Raw genomic sequence first — 22833 nt, 5'->3', positions numbered from 1 at the left:
ATGCTTTTATTTTCATTAATTTCAATAATATTATTCAGAAAAATCATGTACGTCTTTAAGCAAATCTAAAATGACATCTATTTGCAGGAATTTTGGGGAAACGTTTTGGGGAGAGTTTTGGGGAAACAGTGTTGCAGGCACAAAAAAACGGGAACCAATCGGCTCCCGTTCTCATAGAACCCAGAATCTGGATTACATGTTTTCGATGATCGCGTCACCAAACTCTGAACATTTCAGCAGCTTAGCGCCGTCCATCAGACGTTCGAAGTCATAGGTTACGGTCTTGGCGTTAATCGCGCCTTCCATACCTTTAACAATCAGGTCAGCCGCTTCAACCCAACCCATGTGGCGCAGCATCATTTCAGCAGACAGGATGATTGAACCTGGGTTCACTTTATCCTGGCCTGCATACTTCGGAGCGGTACCATGGGTTGCTTCGAACAGTGCGCATTCGTCACCGATGTTTGCACCCGGAGCGATACCGATACCACCAACCTGTGCAGCCAGTGCATCGGAGATATAGTCACCATTCAGGTTCATACAGGCGATAACGTCATACTCAGCCGGACGCAGCAGGATCTGTTGCAGGAACGCATCTGCGATAACGTCCTTAACCACGATCTCTTTACCAGTTTTCGGGTTCTTAATTTTAACCCACGGGCCACCGTCGATCAGTTCACCACCGAACTCTTCACGCGCTAACTGGTAACCCCAGTCTTTGAACGCGCCTTCGGTGAACTTCATAATGTTACCTTTGTGTACCAGGGTAACAGAATCACGGTCGTTTGCGATGGCGTATTCAATCGCTGCACGAACCAGACGTTTGGTTCCTTCTTCAGAACACGGCTTGATACCAATGCCGCAATGTTCCGGGAAGCGAATTTTCTTCACGCCCATCTCTTCGCGCAGGAATTTAATCACTTTCTCAGCATCAGCCGAGTCAGCTTTCCACTCGATACCTGCGTAGATGTCTTCAGAGTTTTCACGGAAAATGACCATATCGGTCAGTTCAGGATGCTTAACTGGGCTTGGGGTGCCCTGGTAGTAACGTACCGGGCGCAGGCAAACGTACAGGTCAAGTTCCTGGCGCAGTGCTACGTTCAGAGAGCGAATACCGCCGCCAACTGGCGTAGTCAGTGGGCCTTTGATGGCAACACGGTAGTCACGAATCAGATCAAGGGTTTCAGCAGGCAGCCAAACATCCTGGCCGTAGACCTGGGTGGATTTCTCGCCGGTGTAGATTTCCATCCACGAGATTTTACGCTCGCCTTTATAGGCTTTCTCGACAGCAGCATCGACTACTTTAATCATCGGTGGGGTTACATCAACGCCGATACCGTCGCCTTCAATGAACGGGATAATCGGATTTTCAGGAACGTTGAGTTTGCCGTTTTGCAGGGTGATCTTCTTACCTTCCGCCGGAACAACTACTTTGCTTTCCATTCACCTCTCCTTCGAGCGCTTCTGGTTCTGCTCGTCTGTCATCACGCTGCATGTGCGTTTGCGTCCTGCTACACGGATGCGTTAGAGCAACTTTTGTTAATGATTTGTAATGAGCGTGTCAATACTACCCTATTGTTCGCCGCCATGAAAGACACTCGTTCTTAGGCTATAATGCGGCAATTGATATAATCTGAAAATACCATGCAAAAAACTTCTTTTAGAAATCACCGGGTTGAGCGATTCAGCTCACGACAAGTCACTAAACAGCGTAAAGAAAACCAGCCAAAACGCGTGGTTTTGTTCAATAAACCCTACGATGTTTTGCCGCAATTTACTGACGAAGCGGGCCGAAGAACGTTAAAAGATTTTATTCCTGTACAGGGTGTCTATGCCGCTGGCCGTTTAGATCGGGACAGCGAAGGACTTTTAGTGCTAACTAATGATGGAGCACTACAGGCCCGTCTGACACAACCGGGCAAGCGCACCGGAAAAATCTATTACGTCCAGGTAGAAGGTGAACCAACACCGGAAGCCCTGGAGGCCCTGCGTAATGGTGTGACGCTCAACGATGGTCCAACGCTACCTGCGGGCATTGAGATTGTTGAAGAACCAGAGTGGTTGTGGCCAAGAAATCCGCCTATACGCGAGCGAAAAAATATTCCCACCAGTTGGTTGAAAGTCACTTTGTATGAAGGTCGTAACCGCCAGGTGAGGCGTATGACGGCGCACGTTGGTTTCCCCACGCTGCGTCTGATCCGTTATGCGATGGGCAACTACACCCTGGAAAGCCTTGCTAACGGTGAATGGCGGGAAGTGCAGCCATAGCATCGTCTCTTAATGCAACCATTAACAGGGAAGAAACAACATCATGGATAAACGGATCATTGCAACGTTGATGCTGTACGGCATATCACCATTTTGCTATGCAAAGCAGGATTGTGAAGGAATAGCCGGAATCGCGGCAGGAGAGGCAAATTATCTTTACGCCTCTGCTAAAGTGGACACTGGGTCCAGGCTGCATTTCTACTCCGCTCCAGCCAGCAAATGCCAGCTTCCCGCTTTTTTGGTCAATAGCGACACAGTAGAGGTGCTGAGAAGTTCGCAGCGTTATGAAAGCACAGGCATGCTTTCCAAAGACGAACCCTTTCGTTATGTCCGTTATCGGGACACAAACGGCACCTTCGCTACCGGTTGGGTCACAGTAGATGGGCTCGCACCGTTAACTAATCCGCTACCTGTGAGCCCAGCATGTGAGGCGTGGGCAAATAAAGCGATGTCACAGCGCGAAAAGATGCCCCCAGCCCCAAGTAACCTTTATCAGATAAACGGCAGCACGCGCGCAGGATTCTATTCGATGCCGGATGAGCAGTGTCGGAGCCGCTCCACCTTCCTGGTTCCCGGCGATATCGTTTCTGCTCAGGAAGAGTCAAAAGATGATTTTATTGAAGTAGTCTACTACACCGCCGATCGCCATATCGTACGCGGCTGGTTAAAAAAATCACAGCTGCAACCTTTAAACAAGGGTGACCGCTATCGTGACGACATTAATCCATTATCTACGGATAAAGCGACACGAGTCGCTACCCTCGATTTGCGCCATGACTATCAATGTGTTTTTTATGAGAGCTGGAATGCTAAGAACGCAATTGAGATTATCGTTCGCGAAGACCATCAAACGGAGTTATGCCGAGGTGCAGCCGATCCACAAACATCCCCTCCGATGGCCTATATCAGTATCGATAAAGCCACTGGCGAAATTAGCTGGCCAGATGTAGCTGAAGGCTTTAAAGAAGAATAAGAGGTGAACCATGTTTAAACCGCACGTCACCGTAGCCTGTATTGTGCATGCAGAAGATAAATTTTTAGTCGTTGAGGAGACCATCAACGGTAAAGCGTTGTGGAACCAACCAGCCGGACATCTGGAGGCGGATGAAACCCTGGTACAAGCTGCCGCGCGCGAGCTGTGGGAGGAAACCGGCATTCAGGCACAGCCGCAACACTTCATTCGCATGCATCAGTGGATCGCGCCTGACAAAACACCCTTTTTGCGTTTTCTGTTCGCTATTGAGCTTGCCAATATGTGCGCTACTGAACCTCATGACAGCGATATAGACTGCTGTCGCTGGGTGAGCGCGGAAGAGATCATCACTGCGCCAAACCTGCGGTCTCCGTTGGTTGCTGAGAGTATCCGCTGTTATCAGAGCGGACAACGGTACCCACTAACAATGATCGGTGAATTTAACTGGCCGTTTACAGAGGGTGTCAAGTAAAGGGCTGCGTGCTAGAATATGCCGCCTTGAAGTTCAATGTCGTGAGTATTCCTATGTCTGAAAGCCCAAAAAAAGTGATCGTCGGCATGTCCGGCGGTGTCGACTCCTCCGTTTCTGCCTGGCTGTTGCAACAACAGGGTTATCAGGTAGAAGGCCTGTTCATGAAGAACTGGGAAGAGGACGATGGTGAGGAATACTGTACAGCGGCCGCCGATCTTGCGGATGCACAGGCTGTCTGTGACAAACTCGGCATTGAGTTGCATACCGTAAACTTTGCTGCAGAATATTGGGACAACGTCTTTGAGTTGTTTCTTGAGGAGTACAAAGCGGGTCGTACACCGAATCCGGATATTCTGTGCAACAAAGAAATTAAGTTTAAAGCCTTCCTGGAATTTGCCGCTGAAGATTTAGGTGCTGACTACATCGCCACCGGTCACTACGTTCGCCGCGCGGATGTGGACGGCAAAAGCCGCCTGCTGCGTGGCCTCGACGGTAATAAAGACCAGAGCTATTTCCTCTATACTCTCGGTTATGAGCAAATTGCACAAAGCCTGTTCCCGGTTGGCGAACTGTCCAAGCCGCAGGTGCGTAAAATTGCCGAAGATCTCGGTTTGATTACCGCGAAGAAAAAAGACTCTACTGGTATCTGTTTTATTGGCGAACGTAAATTCCGCGAATTTCTCGGTCGTTACCTTCCTGCTCAGCCAGGAAAAATCATCACCGTTGATGGTGAAGAAATTGGCCAGCACCAGGGGCTGATGTACCACACCCTGGGCCAGCGTAAAGGTCTCGGCATCGGCGGTACGAAAGAAGGTACCGAAGATCCATGGTATGTGGTCGACAAAGACGTTGAGAACAATATCCTCATTGTCGCGCAGGGCCATGAACACCCACGTCTGATGTCCGTTGGCCTTATCGCACAGCAATTACACTGGGTCGACCGCGAACCGTTTACCGGCACAATGCGCTGTACGGTGAAAACCCGCTATCGCCAGACAGACATTCCGTGCACCGTTAAAGCACTGGATGACGAACGTATTGAAGTTATTTTTGATGAGCCGGTAGCAGCGGTAACCCCGGGTCAGTCAGCCGTCTTTTACAACGGTGAAGTGTGCCTCGGCGGCGGTATTATCGAGCAGCGCTTGCCTCTGCCGGTATAATTATTTTATTGGTTTAATACAAGGAAGCAGTGAACGTGGCAAAGAATTATTATGACATCACCCTCGCCCTGGCAGGCATTTGCCAGTCAGCACGCCTGGTGCAACAACTGGCACACCAGGGGCACTGTGATGCCGATGCCCTACACGTTTCACTGAACAGTGTTATCGATATGAACCCCAGCTCTACGCTGGGCGTATTTGGTGGTAGCGAAGCCAATTTACGTCTCGGACTGGAAACACTGCTTGGCGTACTTAATGCCAGCAGCCGTCAGGGGCTGAATGCGGAACTCACTCGCTACACACTAAGCCTGATGGTGCTGGAGCGTAAGCTGTCAGCAGCCAAAGGCGCAATGGACACGCTGGGAGACCGTATCAACGGCTTGCAACGCCAGTTAGACCATTTTGATTTGCAGTCAGAAACGTTAATGAGTGCAATGGCGGGTATCTACGTTGACGTCATCAGCCCACTCGGTCCGCGTATTCAGGTAACAGGTTCGCCAGCCATCCTCCAGAGCCCGCAGGTACAGGCAAAAGTACGCGCTTCGCTTCTGGCTGGCATTCGTGCCGCTGTGCTCTGGCATCAGGTTGGTGGAGGCCGTCTGCAACTCATGTTTTCTCGTAATCGCCTGACCACTCAGGCAAAACAAATTCTTGCTCATTTAACCCCGGAGTTGTGATCTATGGAATTATCCTCACTGACCGCCGTTTCCCCTGTCGATGGACGCTACGGCGATAAAGTCAGCGCGCTGCGCGGGATTTTCAGCGAATACGGTTTGCTGAAATTCCGTGTACAAGTTGAAGTACGCTGGCTGCAAAAACTGGCCGCGCACGCAGCGATCAAGGAAGTTCCTGCTTTTGCTGCCGACGCAATCGGTTTCCTTGATACGATCGTCGCTAACTTCAATGAAGAAGATGCCGCGCGTATCAAAACCATTGAGCGTACGACCAATCACGATGTGAAGGCAGTTGAGTATTTCCTGAAAGAAAAAGTGGCTGATATCCCGGAACTGCACGCAGTTGCCGAATTTATCCACTTCGCCTGTACTTCTGAAGACATCAATAACCTGTCTCATGCGCTGATGCTGAAAACCGCTCGCGACGAAGTGATCCTGCCTTACTGGCGCAAACTTATCGACGCAGTGAAAGATCTCGCAGTGCAGTATCGCGACATTCCCCTGCTCTCCCGTACCCACGGTCAGCCCGCCACACCATCTACGCTGGGCAAAGAAATGGCTAACGTGGCCTACCGTATGGAACGCCAGTATCGCCAGTTAAATCAGGTGGAAATTCTCGGTAAAATCAACGGTGCAGTCGGCAACTATAACGCCCACATCGCCGCCTACCCGGAAGTTGACTGGCATCAGTTCAGTGAAGAATTTGTCACCTCTCTGGGCATTCAGTGGAACCCGTATACCACACAGATTGAACCGCACGACTACATTGCCGAACTGTTCGATTGCGTGGCGCGTTTTAACACCATCCTGATCGATTTTGATCGTGACGTCTGGGGCTATGTCGCGCTGAACCACTTCAAACAGAAAACCATCGCTGGCGAAATTGGTTCATCCACCATGCCACACAAGGTTAACCCAATCGACTTCGAAAACTCCGAAGGAAATCTGGGCCTGTCTAATGCGGTACTTCAGCACCTGGCCAGTAAACTGCCGGTTTCCCGCTGGCAGCGTGACCTGACGGACTCAACCGTCCTGCGTAATCTGGGTGTGGGTATTGGCTATGCGCTCATCGCTTATCAGTCCACGCTGAAGGGTGTGAGTAAACTCGAAGTGAACCGTGACCACCTGCTGGACGAACTGGATCATAACTGGGAAGTACTGGCAGAGCCAATTCAGACCGTAATGCGCCGCTACGGCATTGAAAAACCATACGAAAAACTGAAAGAATTGACCCGAGGCAAGCGTGTTGACGCCGAAGGCATGAAACAGTTTATTGATGGTCTGGCACTGCCAGAAGAAGAGAAAACTCGTCTGAAAGCGATGACGCCTGCCAACTATATTGGTCGCGCTATCACCATGGTTGATGAGCTGAAATAATCTCTCCTGCGCCGGATGACGCTTATGTTTATCCGGCCTGTCTGCCTCCCCCGGATGCCGGATAAGCTTTCCCTGCCGCCATCCGGCGCTTCACATCCCTTCTGGTTTATTAAATGTTTATCCCCACAGCACCATAATCAGCGTTAAACTATTCATACCGTTAATTAATGGAGCAGCGATGATGCGCGTACTGGTTGTTGAGGATAATGCATTATTACGTCACCACCTGAAAGTTCAGTTACAGGATTTAGGCCACCAGGTTGATGACGCAGAGGATGCAAAGGAAGCAGACTATTATCTTAACGAGCACCTGCCAGATATTGCGATCGTCGATTTAGGGCTTCCTGATGAAGATGGCTTGTCGCTGATCCGCCGCTGGCGCAGCAGTGAAGTCTCCCTTCCCATTCTTGTATTAACCGCCCGGGAAGGCTGGCAGGACAAAGTGGAAGTGCTCAGCGCAGGCGCTGACGACTATGTGACCAAGCCATTTCACATTGAAGAGGTAATGGCGCGAATGCAGGCGTTGATGCGCCGCAACAGCGGTCTGGCGTCACAAATTATCTCCCTTCCGCCTTTTCAGGTTGATCTCTCACGTCGTGAATTGTCTGTCAATGACGAAGTCATTAAGCTCACGGCTTTCGAATACACCATTATGGAAACGCTGATCCGTAATAACGGCAAAGTGGTCAGTAAAGATTCGCTGATGTTGCAGCTTTATCCGGATGCCGAGCTGCGCGAGAGCCACACCATCGATGTTCTGATGGGACGTCTGCGCAAAAAAATTCAGGCTCAATATCCGAATGAAGTGATCACCACCGTACGTGGTCAGGGATACCTTTTCGAACTGCGCTAATGAATAAATTCTTGCGACATTTTTTCCCGCTATCGCTGCGTGTACGCTTTTTGCTGGCTACTGCAGGCGTGGTACTGGTGCTATCTCTGGCCTATGGCATGGTCGCTTTAGTTGGTTACAGCCTGAGCTTTGATAAGACAACCTTCCGCCTGTTGCGCGGTGAAAGTAACCTGTTCTACACCCTTGCGAAATGGGAAAACGGTAAGATAAACGTCGAACTGCCTGAAAATCTCGATATGCAAAGCCCTACAATGTCGCTGATTTATAATGAAAACGGCAAGTTGCTATGGGCGCAACGCGATGTCCCCTGGCTGATACAAAGCATTCGTCCTGACTGGTTAAAAACCAATGGCTTCCATGAGATTGAAGCCAACGTCAATGCGACCAGCACGTTACTCAGCGAGGATCATTCAGCACAGCAGCAGCTTAAAGAAGTCCGGGAAGATGACGACGACGCCGAAATGACCCACTCCGTCGCAGTAAACGTTTATCCTGCCACGGCCAGAATGCCCCAGCTTACTATTGTCGTTGTCGATACCATCCCTATTGAGCTGAAGCGCTCGTATATGGTCTGGAGTTGGTTTATCTACGTACTGGTAGCCAACCTGTTATTAGTCATACCGCTATTATGGGTCGCCGCCTGGTGGAGCTTACGTCCCATTGAATCACTGGCCCGCGAGGTCCGTGAACTCGAAGAGCACCATCGTGAGATGCTTAACCCCGCAACCACGCGCGAGCTTACCAGTCTGGTACGCAACCTCAATCGGTTGCTGAAAAGCGAACGTGAACGTTACGATAAGTACCGCACTACCTTAACCGACCTCACGCATAGTCTGAAAACACCGCTGGCCGTATTGCAAAGTACATTGCGCTCTATGCGTAGTGAAAAGATGAGCATGAGTGATGCGGAACCCCTTATGCTGGAACAGATCAGCCGTATTTCTCAGCAAATTGGCTATTACCTGCATCGCGCCAGTATGCGAGGCAGTAGCGCTCTCCTCAGCCGCGAACTGCACCCTGTTGCCCCTTTACTGGATAAACTGACATCCGCCCTCAATAAGGTGTATCAGCGCAAAGGCGTCAATATCAGTCTCGATATCTCACCCGAAATCAGCTTTGTTGGCGAGCAGAATGATTTTGTCGAAGTGATGGGTAACGTCCTGGATAACGCCTGTAAATACTGCCTGGAGTTCGTCGAAATTTCAGCGCAACTGTCGGAAGACCGCCTGCATATTCTGGTTGAAGACGACGGTCCAGGAATACCACAAAGCAAGCGTGAAATCGTATTTGATCGCGGTCAGCGTGTTGATACGTTACGACCAGGTCAGGGCGTGGGGTTGGCGGTAGCCCGTGAAATTACCGAACAATATGACGGACAAATTATCGCCGGAGACAGCCTGTTAGGCGGTGCACGAATGGAAGTTATTTTTGGCCGTCAGCATCCGGGGCAAAACGACGAGTAAGCTGTTTGTAATATTTATGTGCAGACATCACTTATCTGGTTAAGCATCCGTTATAATCGGAGCAACTAACAGCCTGCGGATGCTCATTATGGAATACCAATTAAACCTCAACTGGCCCGATTTTCTTGAACGCCACTGGCAAAAGCGCCCTGTGGTCTTAAAGCGTGGTTTTAACAATTTTATTGATCCGCTCTCCCCTGACGAACTGGCTGGCCTGGCAATGGAAAGCGAAGTAGACAGTCGACTTGTCAGCCATCAGGACGGTAAATGGCAGGTTAGCCACGGTCCTTTTGAGAGCTATGACCACCTTGGCGAAAACAACTGGTCGCTACTGGTGCAGGCTGTCAATCACTGGCACGAACCCACCGCTGCGCTAATGCGCCCTTTCCGGGAGTTACCGGACTGGCGTATCGACGATCTGATGATCTCCTTTTCGGTACCTGGTGGCGGCGTGGGCCCGCACCTGGATCAGTATGATGTATTTATTATTCAGGGTACCGGTCGCCGTCGCTGGCGTGTGGGTGAAAAACTCCAGCTCAAGCAACATTGTCCGCACCCGGACCTGCTACAGGTCGACCCGTTTGAAGCCATTATTGATGAAGAGCTGGAGCCTGGCGATATTCTGTATATTCCACCAGGATTCCCGCACGAAGGTTATGCGCTGGAAAACGCGATGAATTATTCGGTAGGTTTTCGCGCGCCCAATACCCGGGAGCTTATCAGCGGATTTGCTGATTACGTTCTGCAACGCGAGCTGGGTAGCACTTACTACAGCGACCCGGATCTGCCAGCCCGTGATCATCCGGCGGATGTTCTGCCGCAGGAAATGGACAAACTGCGCGAAATGATGCTTGGGCTGATTAACCAGCCTGAACATTTTAAACAGTGGTTTGGCGAGTTTATTTCCCAGTCTCGTCACGAGCTGGATATCGCCCCACCAGAGCCGCCTTATCAGCCAGACGAAATCTATGATGCCCTGAAACAGGGTGATGTGCTGGTGCGTCTCGGTGGATTGCGCGTATTACATGTAGGTGATGATGTCTACGCTAACGGTGAAAAAATTGACTCTCCGCATCGACCTGCCCTTGAGGCGCTGGCCAACCATATTGTGCTGACAGCCGAAAACTTCGATGATGCGCTGGAAGATCCCTCTTTCCTTGCAATGCTTGCCGCACTGGTAAACAGCGGGTACTGGTTCTTCGAAGGATAATTGTTGTCGTTATGCCGGATGAGGCGTCAGCCGTCATCCGGCATCTACAGATAAACTTACTTCTGTTTTGCGGTCAATTCCGCAATACGCACGATCACCTGCACTGCTTTTTCCATTCCCTCCAGCGTCACAAACTCATGTTTACCATGATAGTTGTAGCCGCCAGTAAACAGATTCGGACATGGTAATCCCATAAACGACAGCTGCGCGCCGTCGGTGCCGCCACGAATGGGTTTCAACACCGGCTGAATATCACAATCACGCATCGCCTGCTGTGCAATATCCAGAACATGTGGATGTTCAACGACTTTTTCGCGCATATTGTAGTAACTGTCTTCTATCACCAGTTCAATATAGCAATCCGGGTGTAACCCCTTGCCGACTTTTTTGGCGATATCCATAATTTTACGTTTACGTGCTTCAAACTGTTTGCGGTCGAAATCACGGATGATGTAGTGCATATCCGCCCGATCAACCGTACCTTTCATGCTTGCCAGGTGATAAAAACCTTCATAACCCTCAGTGGTTTCCGGGCTTTCATCGGCTGGAACTTCAGCATGAATGCGGGCTGCCAGCGACAGCGCATTCACCATTACCCCTTTTGCCGTGCCAGGATGCACATTATTGCCGACGATCTTGATATTGACCGATGCCGCATTGAAGTTTTCAAACTCCAGCTCACCCACGCCACCACCGTCAACGGTATAAGCCCATTTCGCATCAAAGGCTGCAACATCAAAATGCTTTGCCCCTTTGCCAACCTCTTCGTCAGGCGTAAAGGCCACACGAATATCACCATGCGGAATGTTTTTCTGTATCAATACGGCCAGCGCAGTCATGATTTCCGCCACGCCCGCTTTGTCATCAGCTCCCAGTAACGTTTTGCCGTCTGTGGTAATCAACGTCTGCCCAAGAAGTTGATGCAGCACCGGGAACATCACCGGCGACAGAACCTCATCACCAATACCTAGCGCAATATCGCCGCCACGGTAGTTTTCAACGATTTGCGGATTGACGTTTTTGCCACTGAAATCCGGTGAGGTATCCACATGGGAAATGAAACCGATAGCGGGAATATTACCTGCCACGTTAGCGGGCAACGTTGCCATCAACGTTCCCTTGTCGCTCAATGCAACGTTAATCAGCCCCATCTCTTCGAGTTGCTGCTTAAGCAACTGCAATAACTTCCACTGTCCTTCGGTGCTGGGAACCTGTCGCACGCCCGATTTTGATTGGGTGTCCAGCGACACGTAGTGTAAAAAACGCTCAAGTAGTTTATCCATGCAGTCACCCTCACTTTTTGTGACAACATTATCAATAAGCAACAAAAGACAAATATTGCGTCAGGTCACTTTTATCCCCGCAAATGAGAATATTTCGCCATGACATCCTTCTGAATATAAAGCTAAGTCAGTAATTCGCAACAAGGATTGGCGATTACAATGGTTTGCCGTAGAATAACGGCCCTCATTAAGAGACATCAAGGTGGTCAACCACAAACCCCGCAATGGTCAGAAATCCGTTGCGTTTACATGGGACAGAGTAAAAAATTGAATAAACAACCGCGTTCGCTTTCTCCACTGGTGCAATTAGCGGGAATTCGCAAAAGTTTCGATGGTAAAGAGGTGATTTCTAACCTGGATTTGACCATCAACAATGGCGAATTCCTCACGCTGCTTGGCCCCTCTGGCTGCGGTAAAACGACCGTTCTTCGCCTGATTGCGGGTCTGGAAACGGTTGATTCCGGTCATATCATGCTGGACAACCAGGACATCACTCACGTTCCTGCGGAAAACCGCTACGTGAACACCGTATTCCAAAGCTATGCGTTATTCCCCCACATGACCGTTTTCGAAAATGTGGCTTTCGGTTTACGTATGCAGAAGACCCCCGCAGCTGACATTCCTCCTCGCGTCACCGAAGCCTTACGTATGGTGCAACTGGAAGAGTTTGCCCAGCGCAAACCACATCAACTCTCCGGTGGGCAGCAACAGCGTGTGGCGATTGCCCGTGCGGTAGTCAACAAACCTCGTTTGCTGTTGTTGGATGAATCACTCTCTGCGCTGGACTACAAACTGCGCAAGCAGATGCAGAACGAACTGAAAGCACTGCAACGTAAGCTCGGCATTACTTTTGTTTTTGTCACTCACGACCAGGAAGAAGCTCTGACGATGTCAGACCGCATCGTAGTGATGCGTGATGGCCGTATAGAACAGGACGGTACGCCGCGTGAAATCTACGAAGAGCCAAAAAATCTGTTCGTTGCCGGATTCATCGGTGAGATCAATATGTTTAATGCGACCGTTATTGAACGTCTGGACGAACAGCGCGTTCGCGCTAACGTTGAGGGTCGCGAGTGCAACATTTATGTGAATTTCGCGGTTGTTCCAGGACAGAAATTAAACGTCCTGCTGCGTCCGGAAGATTTGCGCGTTGATGAGATCAATGATGATAATCATATCGAAGGACTTATCGGCTACGTGCGCGAGCGCAACTACAAAGGCATGACGCTGGAGTCAGTTGTCGAACTGGAAAATGGCAAGATGGTGATGGTCAGTGAATTCTTCAACGAAGACGACCCTGACTTCGATCACTCTCTCGACCAGAAAATGGCCATTAACTGGGTAGAAAGCTGGGAGGTCGTGCTGGCTGATGAAGAACACAAGTAAATTCCAGAGTGTGGTGATCGTCACCATTGTCGGTTGGCTTGTGTTATTTGTCTTTCTGCCCAACCTGATGATCATTGGCACCAGCTTTTTGACCCGCGACGATGCAAATTTCGTCAAAATGGTCTTTACGCTGGAAAACTACGCTCGTCTACTCGATCCGCTCTATTTTGAGGTACTGGTTCACTCCCTCAATATGGCGCTAATTGCCACACTTGCTTGTCTTGTGCTCGGCTATCCTTTCGCCTGGTTTTTAGTAAAGCTGCCAGAAAAAGTTCGACCACTGCTACTGTTCCTGCTGATTGTTCCATTCTGGACCAACTCGTTAATTCGCATCTATGGACTCAAAATTTTTCTCAGCACCAAAGGCTATCTCAACGAGTTTCTTCTATGGCTCGGTGTGATTGACACGCCAATTCGCATCATGTTTACCCCCAGTGCAGTAATTATCGGTCTGGTTTACATCCTGCTGCCGTTTATGGTGATGCCGCTCTACTCCAGCATCGAGAAGCTGGACAAGCCACTACTGGAAGCGGCACGTGATCTGGGAGCAAGCAAATTTCAGACCTTTACCCGCATCATTATTCCGCTGACCATGCCGGGGATTATCGCTGGTTGTCTGCTGGTTATGCTGCCCGCGATGGGACTGTTTTACGTTTCCGATCTGATGGGCGGTGCGAAAAACCTGTTAATTGGTAACGTGATTAAAGTTCAGTTCCTGAATATCCGCGACTGGCCATTTGGTGCAGCTACCAGCATTACTCTGACCATCGTGATGGGGCTGATGCTATTGATATACTGGCGTGCTTCCCGCCTACTGAACAAGAAGGTGGAACTCGAATGATCGGTCGACTGCTTCGCGGCGGTTTTATGACCGCAATCTACGCGTATCTGTACATTCCAATCATTATTTTGATTGTGAACTCTTTCAACAGCTCGCGCTTTGGCATCAACTGGCAAGGTTTTACCACCAAATGGTATGGCCTGTTGATGAATAATGACAGCCTGTTGCAGGCAGCGCAGCATTCACTGACCATGGCCGTGTTATCTGCAACATTTGCGACCCTGATTGGTTCACTGACGGCAGTTGCACTTTATCGCTATCGTTTTCGCGGCAAACCGTTTGTCAGCGGCATGCTGTTTGTGGTGATGATGTCACCAGATATCGTAATGGCGATTTCACTGCTGGTGCTGTTTATGCTGATCGGGATCCAACTCGGCTTCTGGTCACTGCTGTTCTCGCATATCACCTTCTGCCTGCCTTTTGTGGTAGTGACAGTTTACTCGCGCCTGAAAGGATTTGACGTGCGTATGCTTGAGGCAGCGAAGGATCTGGGGGCCAGTGAAGTGACTATTTTGCGCAAAATTATTCTACCACTGGCCATGCCTGCGGTAGCTGCAGGCTGGTTACTGAGCTTTACCCTGTCGATGGATGATGTCGTTGTCTCATCATTCGTTACCGGACCTGGCTATGAAATTCTGCCACTAAAAATCTACTCAATGGTTAAAGTAGGCGTTTCACCGGAAGTTAACGCGCTGGCTACCATTTTGTTGGTTCTGTCGCTGGTTATGGTTATCGCCAGCCAGCTTATTGCACGTGATAAAACCAAGGGCCGCTAAGGCCGATACTCAGGGGACGTTAAATGAAAAAATGGTCACGCCACCTGCTCGCGGCGGGTGCTCTGGCACTGGGCATGAACACTGCCACAGCTTCCGATAGCAATACACTCTATTTCTATAACTGGACCGAGTACGTTCCACCAGGACTGCTGGAACAGTTTACAAAAGAGACTGGTATTAAGGTTATTTATTCAACCTACGAGTCGAATGAAACCATGTATGCCAAGCTCAAAACCTATAAAGAAGGCGCCTACGACCTGGTGGTACCTTCCACCTATTACGTGGATAAGATGCGCAAAGAGGGCATGATCCAGAAAATTGACAAGTCGAAGTTAACCAACTTCAACAACCTCGATCCGGAAATGCTCAACAAGCCGTTTGACCCGAACAATGACTTCTCAATTCCGTACATCTGGGGGGCAACGGCGATTGGCGTCAATAGTGATGCCATTGATCCGAAAACCGTAACCAGCTGGGCAGACCTGTGGAAACCTGAATACAAAGGCAGTCTGCTGTTAACTGATGATGCCCGTGAAGTATTCCAGATGGCACTACGTAAACTGGGCTATTCCGGCAATACCACCGATCCGAAAGAGATTGAAGCCGCCTATAACGAGTTGAAAAAGCTAATGCCCAACGTAGCCGCATTTAACTCCGATAACCCGGCGAACCCCTATATGGAAGGTGAAGTGAACCTGGGCATGGTGTGGAACGGATCCGCATTTGTCGCGCGTCAGGCTGGCACACCACTGGAAGTCGTGTGGCCGAAAGAGGGAGGTATTTTCTGGATGGACAGCTTGTCTATTCCGGCGAACGCCAAAAATAAAGAAGGTGCGCTGAAACTGATTAATTTCCTGCTGCGCCCGGACGTGGCGAAAGAAGTAGCAGAAACCATTGGTTATCCAACACCTAACCTGGCGGCGCGTAAGCTGCTAAGCCCGGCCGTGGCGAATGATAAAACGCTCTACCCTGACGCGGAAACTATCAGCAAAGGCGAATGGCAAAACGATGTCGGTTCAGCCAGCGCTATTTATGAAGAGTATTATCAGAAGCTGAAGGCAGGACGCTAATACTCTTGCAACCCGGCGAAACATGGCAACGCCGGGTTGCTAGCTGCAATCCCCGAAGTTGATTACGTCTTTCGACTGATTTATTTACCCCCGCCACCAGCTACGCTTACTCTATTCCGACTCTGCTGTGAGGCTCCCAATGGCAACGCTATGGATGCTACTTGAGCTGGTTAACCTCATTGTTTTCACTCTTTTTATTCTCCCTCGCCCTCAACCGGTAGGCGCTCGTCCTTTGCTGCCGATAGCAGCAACCCGACTATTGCGCCTGACCTTCTTACTGCCGATTCTGGCTTTTGGCTACAGTCTGTTTTTTGATCATCAGATTAATCCAGCGGACTGGGGGTACCTGGCGATAGCGATCATCGGTAACGCGCTGGTTATCAAGGGGAAATGGGATCTTGGCGGCAGCCACACCTGGACAGGATATTATTTACCCAACGCTAAACGAGTTACACGCGGCATTTTTGCCTGGATTGCACACCCTATGTACACCGGGATTATTTTAGTGATTATCTCGTGCAGCCTGGTTTACATTACCCGACTGCCCATATGGCTGAGCGTGTTGGCACTGATCTGCTGTTTTTACATTACAGGATTTTTGATTCTGGCGGCCCTGCGCGAGAGCCGCCAGCTTGTACAGGCTTAAAGAACGTTGCCGGTAAGGGCTTTGGCACAAAAGACGCTTACAGCCCTTTCAGTAACTTCTCAACAAACTCAGGTACTACCTGACTTGCCGGACCGTAATACTTCTCTTCAAACTCGCTTCCCACCTGGCTCGGTTCAAGATTTAACTCCACCGTATGAGCCCCATGCAGTCGGGCTTCGTGCACAAAACCCGCAGCTGGATAGACATGGCCCGATGTGCCAATGGCAATGAAAACATCCGCCATTGCCAGCGCCATATAGATTTCATCCATACCCAGAGGCATTTCACCAAACCACACGACATGCGGGCGAAGCTGTGCCGGAAACTGGCAGCAATGACATTTATCTTCCGGAGTGACATCCTCCGTCCAGTCTAAAATCTGCCCGCTTTGCGAACAGCGTACCTTGAGCAGCTCGCCATGCATATGGATAACATTCCGGCTACCCGCACGTTCATGCAGATTATCGATGTTCTGCGTCACCAGCAAAAAACGGTCGCCAAGCTCTTCTTCGAGTTTCGCCAGCGCGATATGCGCAGCATTTGGTTGGATCTCGGGCTGCTGAAGTTGTTGGCGGCGAGCGTTATAAAACGACTGAACAAGCCCTGGATTACGACTAAATCCTTCCGGGGTCGCAACATCCTCAACCCGATGTTCTTCCCAAAGGCCATCCGCAGCGCGGAAGGTACGAATACCTGACTCGGCAGAAATCCCCGCTCCAGTCAGGACTAATACTCTTGGTTTTTCCATCAATTCAGGCACCACTCCGTCTCTGAAAAAGATCCGTTGACGCAGGCGATCGCGCATATGGCGTTTATTTTTACGAAAACGGCTTAACCGATGACCCCGACGCGACAGCATAACAACCTCTTTGTATTAATCGGTAAGATGTAGGAAAGCGGCCCCGCGCATCCCACCCGCATCACCGTGTCGTGCCCGTTCAATACGTGGCACACGGGCAACCGGCAGCAGATGGCGTGGCAGTCGGTCTGCCAGTTGCGTTGTTATCGCGGTAAAATTCGACAAACCACCACCAATCACCACTAAATCAGGATCGACGATAGTCAGGATATTCCCCAGGCAAACCGCCAGCAAATCCAGATAGCGTTCGACGTGCGCGCGCGCATGCTCATCACCCTGCTCCCAGAGCGAGATAATTTCGCGGGCATCCAGCGATTGATGGTAGTAATGCTGATACAGCCACGCAAATCCGCCACCGGATAGATAGCTCTCGATACATCCCAGTTGACCACAACCACAGCGACGCAACGGGAAGTCAAACCCCATCAGCGTCAGCGCATCTACTGGTAAACGGATATGACCGAACTCACCGGTGATATAACTGCGTCCGGTGATGGATTTCCCATTAAGGATCAGGCCTCCACCAACGCCCGTGCCGAGGATTAATCCCATCACTAAGGGATACTGGGTGAACTCATCGTCCCAGGCTTCGGAGAGTGCAAAACAGTTGGCATCATTATCCAGGCGAACATCACGATCCAGCCGAGCACTGAGGTCGGCGCGGAGTGGTTTGCCGCTGGCGGCAGGAACGTTAGCCGCGTACAGCGTACCGTCTTCAGTTTCCGGCATACCGGGGATACCAATACCCACCGAACCTTTGACACCAAATCGCTGATCGGCTTCCGTCACCAGATTACAAACTGCATCCAGGAAAGCCTCATAGCTGTCGCGTGGCGTAGGGACACGAATTTCCCACTGCAAACGACGTTGGTTATCAAACACGCCTAGCGCAATTTTAGTCCCGCCGATGTCAAATCCGTAATACATCACCGCTCCTTATTATTTTTACTGGCCGCTAAGTACTCTCGCAGGATCAATATTACTGGCGCGCCGCGCCGGATACCAACTCGCTAAAAGACTCAGCAATAATGCTGTAACCAGCACGTAAATAACATCCAGCCAGTGTAATTCGGATGGCAGGAAGTCAATAAAATAGATATCACCAGAGAGGAACTGATGACCGATAATTGCTTCAATCCCGTTAATAATCGGCGTCAGCTGCAGCGAGACAACAACCCCGATAACGACGCCTGTCAGGCTACCAAACAGACCCGCCAACAATCCATACCAGACAAAAATGGCGCGAATCAATCCATCTTTAGCGCCCAGCGTTCTTAATACCGCAATATCGCCACTCTTGTCTTTTACCGCCATCACTAACGTCGAAACGATATTAAAACAGGCGACGCCTATCACCAGTACCATTGCCAGATACATAATGGCGCGGATCATCTGTATGTCGCGATACATATAGCCGTAGGTGCCAATCCAACTCTTAATGTAGACATAGTTATTGGTTACTTCACCGGCATCTCTGACCAGTTTATTGGCATTAAATACATCGTTAACCTTGAGGGCGATCCCGGAAACGCTGGATCCCATATCCAGATACTGCTGCGCATCTTCCATTGGGATCATAGCGAAGCTGTGATCGAGCTGACCACTCAGTTGCAGAATGCCTGTGACATGTAATCGCACGCGCTTAGGTTGCTGTAACTTGTGATCGGCACTGGCGTTAGGGATCATAATCGACACCCAGTCACCCTGTTTCACCTTCAACGCATCGGCAATACCTTTGCCAATAATGACCTGTTGCTCACCGGCTTTGAAATTGTCCCAGGCGTGGTTTTGCACAAACGAAGGCAGCGCACTCAGACGCTGTTCCTGTTTGGGGTCAACACCTTTCACTTGTACGGCGCGTAAATTCGCCCCACTCTCCACCAGTCCGGTAAAGTTGATGTAGGGTGCTGCTGCCGCAATACCCGGCACCTTCTGCACGTTGTCCAGTGCTTCCTGCCAGTTGTTCCAAGGCTGATTAACCGCTTCAATCTCACCGTGCGGAACAACCGCCAGAATGCGGTTATTCAGCTCGCGCTCAAAGCCGTTCATGGCGCTCAAACCAACGATCAATACCGCTACACCTAATGCGATACCAATGGTAGAAATAACGGAAATCAGCGAGACCATGCCACCGCGCCGCCGACCACGGCTAAAGCGCAGCCCAATCAATAACGATAAAGGCGAAGCCATTACTCTGCTCCCATCAGGCTCAGTTCAGCCGTCAGACGACCATCGCGCATTTCAAGCTGACGACTCATTCGCTTCGCCAGTTGCAGATCGTGCGTCACCACCAGAAATGCCGTGCCCTGAGAACGATTCAGTTCTCCCAGAAGCTCGAAAATACTGTCCGCGTTGCGCGCATCAAGGTTACCCGTCGGCTCATCCGCGAGGACCAGACGCGGGTTATTCACCAATGCGCGAGCAATAGCCACACGCTGGCGCTCGCCGCCCGAAAGTTCAGAAGGACGGTGGCTGGCACGGTGATCCAGCCCAACCGCTTTCAGCATATCGCGCGCACGCTCGGTAATTTCAGCCGGTTTTTTCTTACCGATTAACAAAGGCATCGCCACGTTTTCCAGCGCGGTAAAATCCGGTAACAGATGGTGGAACTGGTAAATAAAACCGAGCTTCTGATTACGTAACTCCGCTTTTGCCGCAGACGAAAGTTTGCTCATTGGCTGGCCGCTAAAAATCACATCGCCTGACGTCGGCGTATCCAAGCCACCCAGCAGATGCAGCAAGGTACTTTTGCCGGAGCCTGAGCTGCCGACAATCGCCATCATTTCACCCTCGCCGACGCAAAAACTGACATCGTGCAACACATCAGTTTGTACGGAGCCTTCCTGATAGCGTTTGCACAGGTTGTCGCATTGCAACAGGATCTTATTCATAACGTAAAGCCTCAGCGGGTTGAGTGGCGGCAGCGCGCCAGGAAGGATAAAGCGTAGACAGCAGCGCGATGGCCATTGCCACCAGCGCAATGACGATAACCTGTAGTGGTTCAATAGCGACCGGCAACGCTGCGCCATCCAGGAGCGTCCCGATAATTGGCATCAGGTTATTCAACTGGCTGGCAAGCAACGCTCCCAGCACAGCGCCCAGCAGCGCGCCAATAATACCTGCGCTGGCCCCCTGAACCATAAACACCATCATTATTTGTCGCGGCGTTAGCCCCTGGGTTTGTAAAATTGCCACTTCCCCTTGCTTCTCCATCACCATCAGGCCCAGCGAAGTAATAATATTGAACGCCGCGACAGCCACGATCAGGCTCAACAGCAGTCCCATCATGTTTTTTTCCATCCGCACAGCCTGGAACAGCTCGCCTTTGCGCTCACGCCAGTCCTGCCACTTAGTCCCCTGCGGCAGCGTTTGCTGACTCAGTGTATCGACCTTCAATGGTTCGTTCAGCCACAGACGCCAGCCTGTGATATTGCCCGCTGGATAGCGCATCAGACGTGATGCGTCCTGGATATTGGTCAGCATCTGGTAGCCATCGACTTCGCTGTTGGCGGCAAAAGTGCCAATCACATTGAACAAACGCTGACTTGGCAGACGTCCCATTGGCGTGAACTGGCTGGCTGACGGCACCATAACGCGGATTTGATCACCCCGGTTCACGCCCAACTGCCCGGCAAGCTGTTCACCGAGGATGACATTATACTTGCCCGGTGCGAGATCTGTTTGCTTCACATTGACCAGATACGGCGTCAGCGGATCTTTTTGCGCCGGGTCGATGCCCAGCATAACGCCAACAGCAACGCTGCGCGCACTTTGCAGGACGACATCTCCCGTCGTCAGCGGTGCAACACGATTGACGCCATTCAATACCACGGCTTTTTCAGGCAGTTGTTGCGGGTTAACGGAGCCCTGTTCAGAAGAGAGAATGGCCTGAGGCATCAGACCAAGAATGTTATTTTGCAGCTCGCGCTCGAAACCGTTCATTACCGACAATACCGTGACCAGTGCCATTACCCCGAGAGTAATGCCTATGGTTGAGAGCCAGGAAACGAAGCGACCGAAGCGATCAGCTGCACGCCCACGCATATAACGCAGGCCGATGAATAGAGCGACAGGTTGATACATGAAATCCGTCTGGTTGCTGTAGCAAAGCCACGAGTATATAAGCGAAAGCGGAATGGGTAAATGACTGAACCGTAAGTGTTCGTCAGCTTTAATCTGAAAAGCATAAACAAATCAATTCACTATAGTTATCTCTCCTCGCATCGTTCTTTGTCCCTGATCTTAATCTGAAAAAAATAAAAAGCAGACGGTTACGCATTACAGCGTTCCCCGGTATCCGCAGGATGACAGACTATCTCACTCAATATGGATACGCTGTCGCAATGAATCAAAAAGAATTATGGATTAATCAAATCAAAGGGTTATGTATATGTCTGGTGGTTATTTACCACTCAGTTATTACCTTTTACCCTCATCTCACCACTTTTCAGCATCCTCTTGCAGAAATGCTGGCCAAAAGCTGGATTTACCTCAACCTGTATCTGGCACCGTTTCGGATGCCAGTATTTTTCTTTATTTCGGGTTATCTCATTCGTCGTTATATCGACAGCGTCTCCTGGACCACCTGTGTGGATAAGCGGATCTGGAATATTGTCTGGGTACTGGTACTGTGGGGAATAGTGCAATGGCTGGCATTAACGACGCTCAATGGCTGGCTGGCCCCGGAACGCGACCTGGCCCATGCAGCCAATGCCGCTTATGCCGATTCCGCGCGTGACTTTACGCGTGGCATGCTTACTGCCAGCACCAGCCTGTGGTATCTGTACGCACTGGTGGTCTACTTTATCCTGTGTAAAACTTTCAACCGCTGGGCATTTCCGCTGCTGCCGCTGTTGATGTTGCTCAGTATAGCGATAAACTTCTTCCCAACGCCGTGGTGGGGAATGAACAGCGTATTACGCAATCTGCCGTATTACAGCCTCGGTGCCTGGTCTGGCGCAACGCTGATGGCGTGGATTAAAGAAGTTCCCCTGGGCCGCCACGCTCTGATATTTACATTTACCGCCTTACTGTCCGTCATGGCCTGGCTGGCAAATGTTTCGCTGCTACTGTCACTGCTCTCCATTGTGCTTATTATGAAAATGTTTTATCAGTTCGAGCAGCGCTTTGGCATGCGGGCCAACAGTCTATTAAGTGTGATTGGCGCGAACACCATCGCTATCTACACCACGCACCGTATCCTGGTCGAGGCGTTCAGCTTAACGCTAATCCCCAAACTGAATCACGCCGCATGGCCTGCAAAAGTGGAACTGGCTGTGTTACTCATTTATCCGTTTGCCAGTTTGTTATTGTGCACCCTCGCCGGACTTATAGTGCGAAAGTTTTCGCAGAAAGCCGTGGCCGATCTGCTTTTTTCCCCGCCGACTTTGGCGACCGTCACCCGCTAACCTCACCGTTTTTTGCCCCCATTTGGGGGCGATTCAATTTGCTTATGAGAAACGATCACGGATAATAAAGAACATTGCTTATCAGACGTATATCTAAACGAGATCCTGACAACC

The 22833-nt window shown here is 50.5% G+C and carries 22 protein-coding genes; 15 read left to right on the top strand and 7 right to left on the bottom strand.

Annotation, left to right across the window (positions count from 1 at the left end):
* Positions 1–192: 192 nt before the first annotated feature.
* Positions 193–1443 (bottom strand): NADP-dependent isocitrate dehydrogenase, encoded by a 1251-nt coding sequence (gene icd / locus OGY01_RS21970; RefSeq protein WP_198904455.1) that lies wholly within the window; start codon positions 1441–1443, stop codon positions 193–195.
* Positions 1444–1644: 201 nt separating this feature from the next.
* On the opposite strand from icd, the gene rluE reads away from it, so the two are divergent.
* From rluE to roxA, 9 genes are all read left to right on the top strand, one after another.
* A complete protein-coding gene (gene rluE / locus OGY01_RS21965) occupies positions 1645–2268 on the top strand; it encodes a 23S rRNA pseudouridine(2457) synthase RluE (RefSeq protein ID WP_286493701.1) in 624 nt (207 codons plus the stop codon).
* A 43-nt stretch (positions 2269–2311) separates the two neighbouring features.
* Positions 2312–3241 carry a hypothetical protein gene (locus OGY01_RS21960; RefSeq protein ID WP_286493700.1) on the top strand — a complete coding sequence of 310 codons (930 nt, stop codon included), beginning with the start codon at positions 2312–2314 and terminating at the stop codon, positions 3239–3241.
* Positions 3242–3251: 10 nt separating this feature from the next.
* Positions 3252–3713 (top strand): NUDIX hydrolase, encoded by a 462-nt coding sequence (locus OGY01_RS21955; protein ID WP_225760774.1) that lies wholly within the window; start codon positions 3252–3254, stop codon positions 3711–3713.
* 53 nt (positions 3714–3766) lie between these two features.
* Positions 3767–4873, top strand: a complete 1107-nt coding sequence (gene mnmA / locus OGY01_RS21950) for a tRNA 2-thiouridine(34) synthase MnmA (protein ID WP_045441850.1) — start codon at positions 3767–3769, stop codon at positions 4871–4873.
* A 35-nt stretch (positions 4874–4908) separates the two neighbouring features.
* Entirely contained in the window at positions 4909–5550 is a 642-nt protein-coding gene (gene hflD, locus OGY01_RS21945; RefSeq protein WP_045449571.1) for a high frequency lysogenization protein HflD, read from the top strand.
* A gap of 3 nt (positions 5551–5553) precedes the next feature.
* Positions 5554–6924, top strand: coding sequence for an adenylosuccinate lyase (gene purB / locus OGY01_RS21940; RefSeq protein ID WP_045441847.1), 1371 nt, complete (start codon positions 5554–5556; stop codon positions 6922–6924).
* Positions 6925–7105: 181 nt separating this feature from the next.
* On the top strand, positions 7106–7777 hold the full coding sequence (gene phoP / locus OGY01_RS21935) for a two-component system response regulator PhoP (RefSeq protein ID WP_045449570.1): 672 nt from the start codon (positions 7106–7108) through the stop codon (positions 7775–7777).
* Positions 7777–9240, top strand: a complete 1464-nt coding sequence (gene phoQ, locus OGY01_RS21930) for a two-component system sensor histidine kinase PhoQ (protein WP_045441845.1) — start codon at positions 7777–7779, stop codon at positions 9238–9240. Before phoP ends, phoQ begins: the two co-directional genes overlap by 1 nt.
* An 88-nt stretch (positions 9241–9328) precedes the next feature.
* Positions 9329–10450 carry a [50S ribosomal protein L16]-arginine 3-hydroxylase gene (roxA, locus tag OGY01_RS21925; protein ID WP_286493699.1) on the top strand — a complete coding sequence of 374 codons (1122 nt, stop codon included), beginning with the start codon at positions 9329–9331 and terminating at the stop codon, positions 10448–10450.
* Positions 10451–10506: 56 nt separating this feature from the next.
* Here the strand turns inward: roxA and pepT are convergent, their stop codons facing one another.
* On the bottom strand, positions 10507–11733 hold the full coding sequence (gene pepT, locus OGY01_RS21920) for a peptidase T (RefSeq protein WP_045441840.1): 1227 nt from the start codon (positions 11731–11733) through the stop codon (positions 10507–10509).
* A gap of 249 nt (positions 11734–11982) precedes the next feature.
* Between pepT and potA the strand changes: the two genes are divergently transcribed.
* From potA to OGY01_RS21895, 5 genes are all read left to right on the top strand, one after another.
* On the top strand, positions 11983–13119 hold the full coding sequence (potA, locus tag OGY01_RS21915; protein ID WP_045441837.1) for a spermidine/putrescine ABC transporter ATP-binding protein PotA: 1137 nt from the start codon (positions 11983–11985) through the stop codon (positions 13117–13119).
* Positions 13103–13960, top strand: a complete 858-nt coding sequence (gene potB / locus OGY01_RS21910; RefSeq protein WP_045441829.1) for a spermidine/putrescine ABC transporter permease PotB — start codon at positions 13103–13105, stop codon at positions 13958–13960. The genes potA and potB overlap by 17 nt, the downstream gene beginning before the upstream one ends.
* Positions 13957–14736: a spermidine/putrescine ABC transporter permease PotC gene (potC, locus tag OGY01_RS21905; protein ID WP_003030794.1), complete on the top strand. Its 780-nt coding sequence runs from the start codon at positions 13957–13959 to the stop codon at positions 14734–14736. The genes potB and potC overlap by 4 nt, the downstream gene beginning before the upstream one ends.
* 23 nt (positions 14737–14759) lie before the next feature.
* Complete coding sequence (potD, locus tag OGY01_RS21900; protein WP_045441827.1) at positions 14760–15806, top strand: spermidine/putrescine ABC transporter substrate-binding protein PotD; 1047 nt, start codon at positions 14760–14762, stop codon at positions 15804–15806.
* 139 nt (positions 15807–15945) lie between these two features.
* Entirely contained in the window at positions 15946–16452 is a 507-nt protein-coding gene (locus OGY01_RS21895; RefSeq protein ID WP_045441825.1) for a methyltransferase, read from the top strand.
* 37 nt (positions 16453–16489) lie between these two features.
* Here OGY01_RS21895 and cobB read toward each other — a convergent pair whose 3' ends face one another.
* The 5 genes from cobB to lolC are packed head-to-tail and all read right to left on the bottom strand — an operon-like array spanning position 16490 to position 21394.
* On the bottom strand, positions 16490–17311 hold the full coding sequence (gene cobB, locus OGY01_RS21890; protein ID WP_045441822.1) for a Sir2 family NAD+-dependent deacetylase: 822 nt from the start codon (positions 17309–17311) through the stop codon (positions 16490–16492).
* Between the two features lie 15 nt (positions 17312–17326).
* Entirely contained in the window at positions 17327–18238 is a 912-nt protein-coding gene (gene nagK / locus OGY01_RS21885) for an N-acetylglucosamine kinase (RefSeq protein ID WP_045441811.1), read from the bottom strand.
* Positions 18239–18256: 18 nt separating this feature from the next.
* The gene (gene lolE / locus OGY01_RS21880) at positions 18257–19501 is read right to left on the bottom strand and encodes a lipoprotein-releasing ABC transporter permease subunit LolE (RefSeq protein WP_045441808.1); all 1245 of its coding nucleotides are present in this window, start codon (positions 19499–19501) and stop codon (positions 18257–18259) included.
* Entirely contained in the window at positions 19501–20202 is a 702-nt protein-coding gene (gene lolD / locus OGY01_RS21875) for a lipoprotein-releasing ABC transporter ATP-binding protein LolD (RefSeq protein WP_045441805.1), read from the bottom strand. The genes lolE and lolD overlap by 1 nt, the downstream gene beginning before the upstream one ends.
* Positions 20195–21394 (bottom strand): lipoprotein-releasing ABC transporter permease subunit LolC, encoded by a 1200-nt coding sequence (gene lolC, locus OGY01_RS21870; RefSeq protein ID WP_200042088.1) that lies wholly within the window; start codon positions 21392–21394, stop codon positions 20195–20197. Before lolC ends, lolD begins: the two co-directional genes overlap by 8 nt.
* 260 nt (positions 21395–21654) lie before the next feature.
* Between lolC and OGY01_RS21865 the strand changes: the two genes are divergently transcribed.
* Positions 21655–22719, top strand: coding sequence for an acyltransferase family protein (locus tag OGY01_RS21865; protein WP_045441800.1), 1065 nt, complete (start codon positions 21655–21657; stop codon positions 22717–22719).
* Positions 22720–22833 lie beyond the last annotated feature (114 nt).

This window comes from Citrobacter sp. Cm038, from assembly GCF_030333105.1.
GTDB classification, from domain to species: Bacteria; Pseudomonadota; Gammaproteobacteria; order Enterobacterales; family Enterobacteriaceae; genus Citrobacter; species Citrobacter murliniae.
Note: the sequence above shows the minus strand (reverse complement) of the source record. Positions and strands in the feature narration are given on the sequence as shown.

What these genes read in the sequence shown, in the direction of transcription:
- icd (WP_198904455.1), bottom strand. Translation starts at nt 1,443, where the DNA reads ATGGAAAGCAAAGTAGTTGTTCCGGCGGAAGGTAAGAAGATCACCCTG.
- rluE (WP_286493701.1), top strand. Translation starts at nt 1,645, where the DNA reads ATGCAAAAAACTTCTTTTAGAAATCACCGGGTTGAGCGATTCAGCTCA.
- OGY01_RS21960 (WP_286493700.1), top strand. Translation starts at nt 2,312, where the DNA reads ATGGATAAACGGATCATTGCAACGTTGATGCTGTACGGCATATCACCA.
- OGY01_RS21955 (WP_225760774.1), top strand. Translation starts at nt 3,252, where the DNA reads ATGTTTAAACCGCACGTCACCGTAGCCTGTATTGTGCATGCAGAAGAT.
- mnmA (WP_045441850.1), top strand. Translation starts at nt 3,767, where the DNA reads ATGTCTGAAAGCCCAAAAAAAGTGATCGTCGGCATGTCCGGCGGTGTC.
- purB (WP_045441847.1), top strand. Translation starts at nt 5,554, where the DNA reads ATGGAATTATCCTCACTGACCGCCGTTTCCCCTGTCGATGGACGCTAC.
- phoP (WP_045449570.1), top strand. Translation starts at nt 7,106, where the DNA reads ATGCGCGTACTGGTTGTTGAGGATAATGCATTATTACGTCACCACCTG.
- phoQ (WP_045441845.1), top strand. Translation starts at nt 7,777, where the DNA reads ATGAATAAATTCTTGCGACATTTTTTCCCGCTATCGCTGCGTGTACGC.
- roxA (WP_286493699.1), top strand. Translation starts at nt 9,329, where the DNA reads ATGGAATACCAATTAAACCTCAACTGGCCCGATTTTCTTGAACGCCAC.
- pepT (WP_045441840.1), bottom strand. Translation starts at nt 11,733, where the DNA reads ATGGATAAACTACTTGAGCGTTTTTTACACTACGTGTCGCTGGACACC.
- potA (WP_045441837.1), top strand. Translation starts at nt 11,983, where the DNA reads ATGGGACAGAGTAAAAAATTGAATAAACAACCGCGTTCGCTTTCTCCA.
- potB (WP_045441829.1), top strand. Translation starts at nt 13,103, where the DNA reads ATGAAGAACACAAGTAAATTCCAGAGTGTGGTGATCGTCACCATTGTC.
- potC (WP_003030794.1), top strand. Translation starts at nt 13,957, where the DNA reads ATGATCGGTCGACTGCTTCGCGGCGGTTTTATGACCGCAATCTACGCG.
- potD (WP_045441827.1), top strand. Translation starts at nt 14,760, where the DNA reads ATGAAAAAATGGTCACGCCACCTGCTCGCGGCGGGTGCTCTGGCACTG.
- OGY01_RS21895 (WP_045441825.1), top strand. Translation starts at nt 15,946, where the DNA reads ATGGCAACGCTATGGATGCTACTTGAGCTGGTTAACCTCATTGTTTTC.
- cobB (WP_045441822.1), bottom strand. Translation starts at nt 17,311, where the DNA reads ATGCTGTCGCGTCGGGGTCATCGGTTAAGCCGTTTTCGTAAAAATAAA.
- nagK (WP_045441811.1), bottom strand. Translation starts at nt 18,238, where the DNA reads ATGTATTACGGATTTGACATCGGCGGGACTAAAATTGCGCTAGGCGTG.
- lolE (WP_045441808.1), bottom strand. Translation starts at nt 19,501, where the DNA reads ATGGCTTCGCCTTTATCGTTATTGATTGGGCTGCGCTTTAGCCGTGGT.
- lolD (WP_045441805.1), bottom strand. Translation starts at nt 20,202, where the DNA reads ATGAATAAGATCCTGTTGCAATGCGACAACCTGTGCAAACGCTATCAG.
- lolC (WP_200042088.1), bottom strand. Translation starts at nt 21,394, where the DNA reads ATGTATCAACCTGTCGCTCTATTCATCGGCCTGCGTTATATGCGTGGG.
- OGY01_RS21865 (WP_045441800.1), top strand. Translation starts at nt 21,655, where the DNA reads ATGAATCAAAAAGAATTATGGATTAATCAAATCAAAGGGTTATGTATA.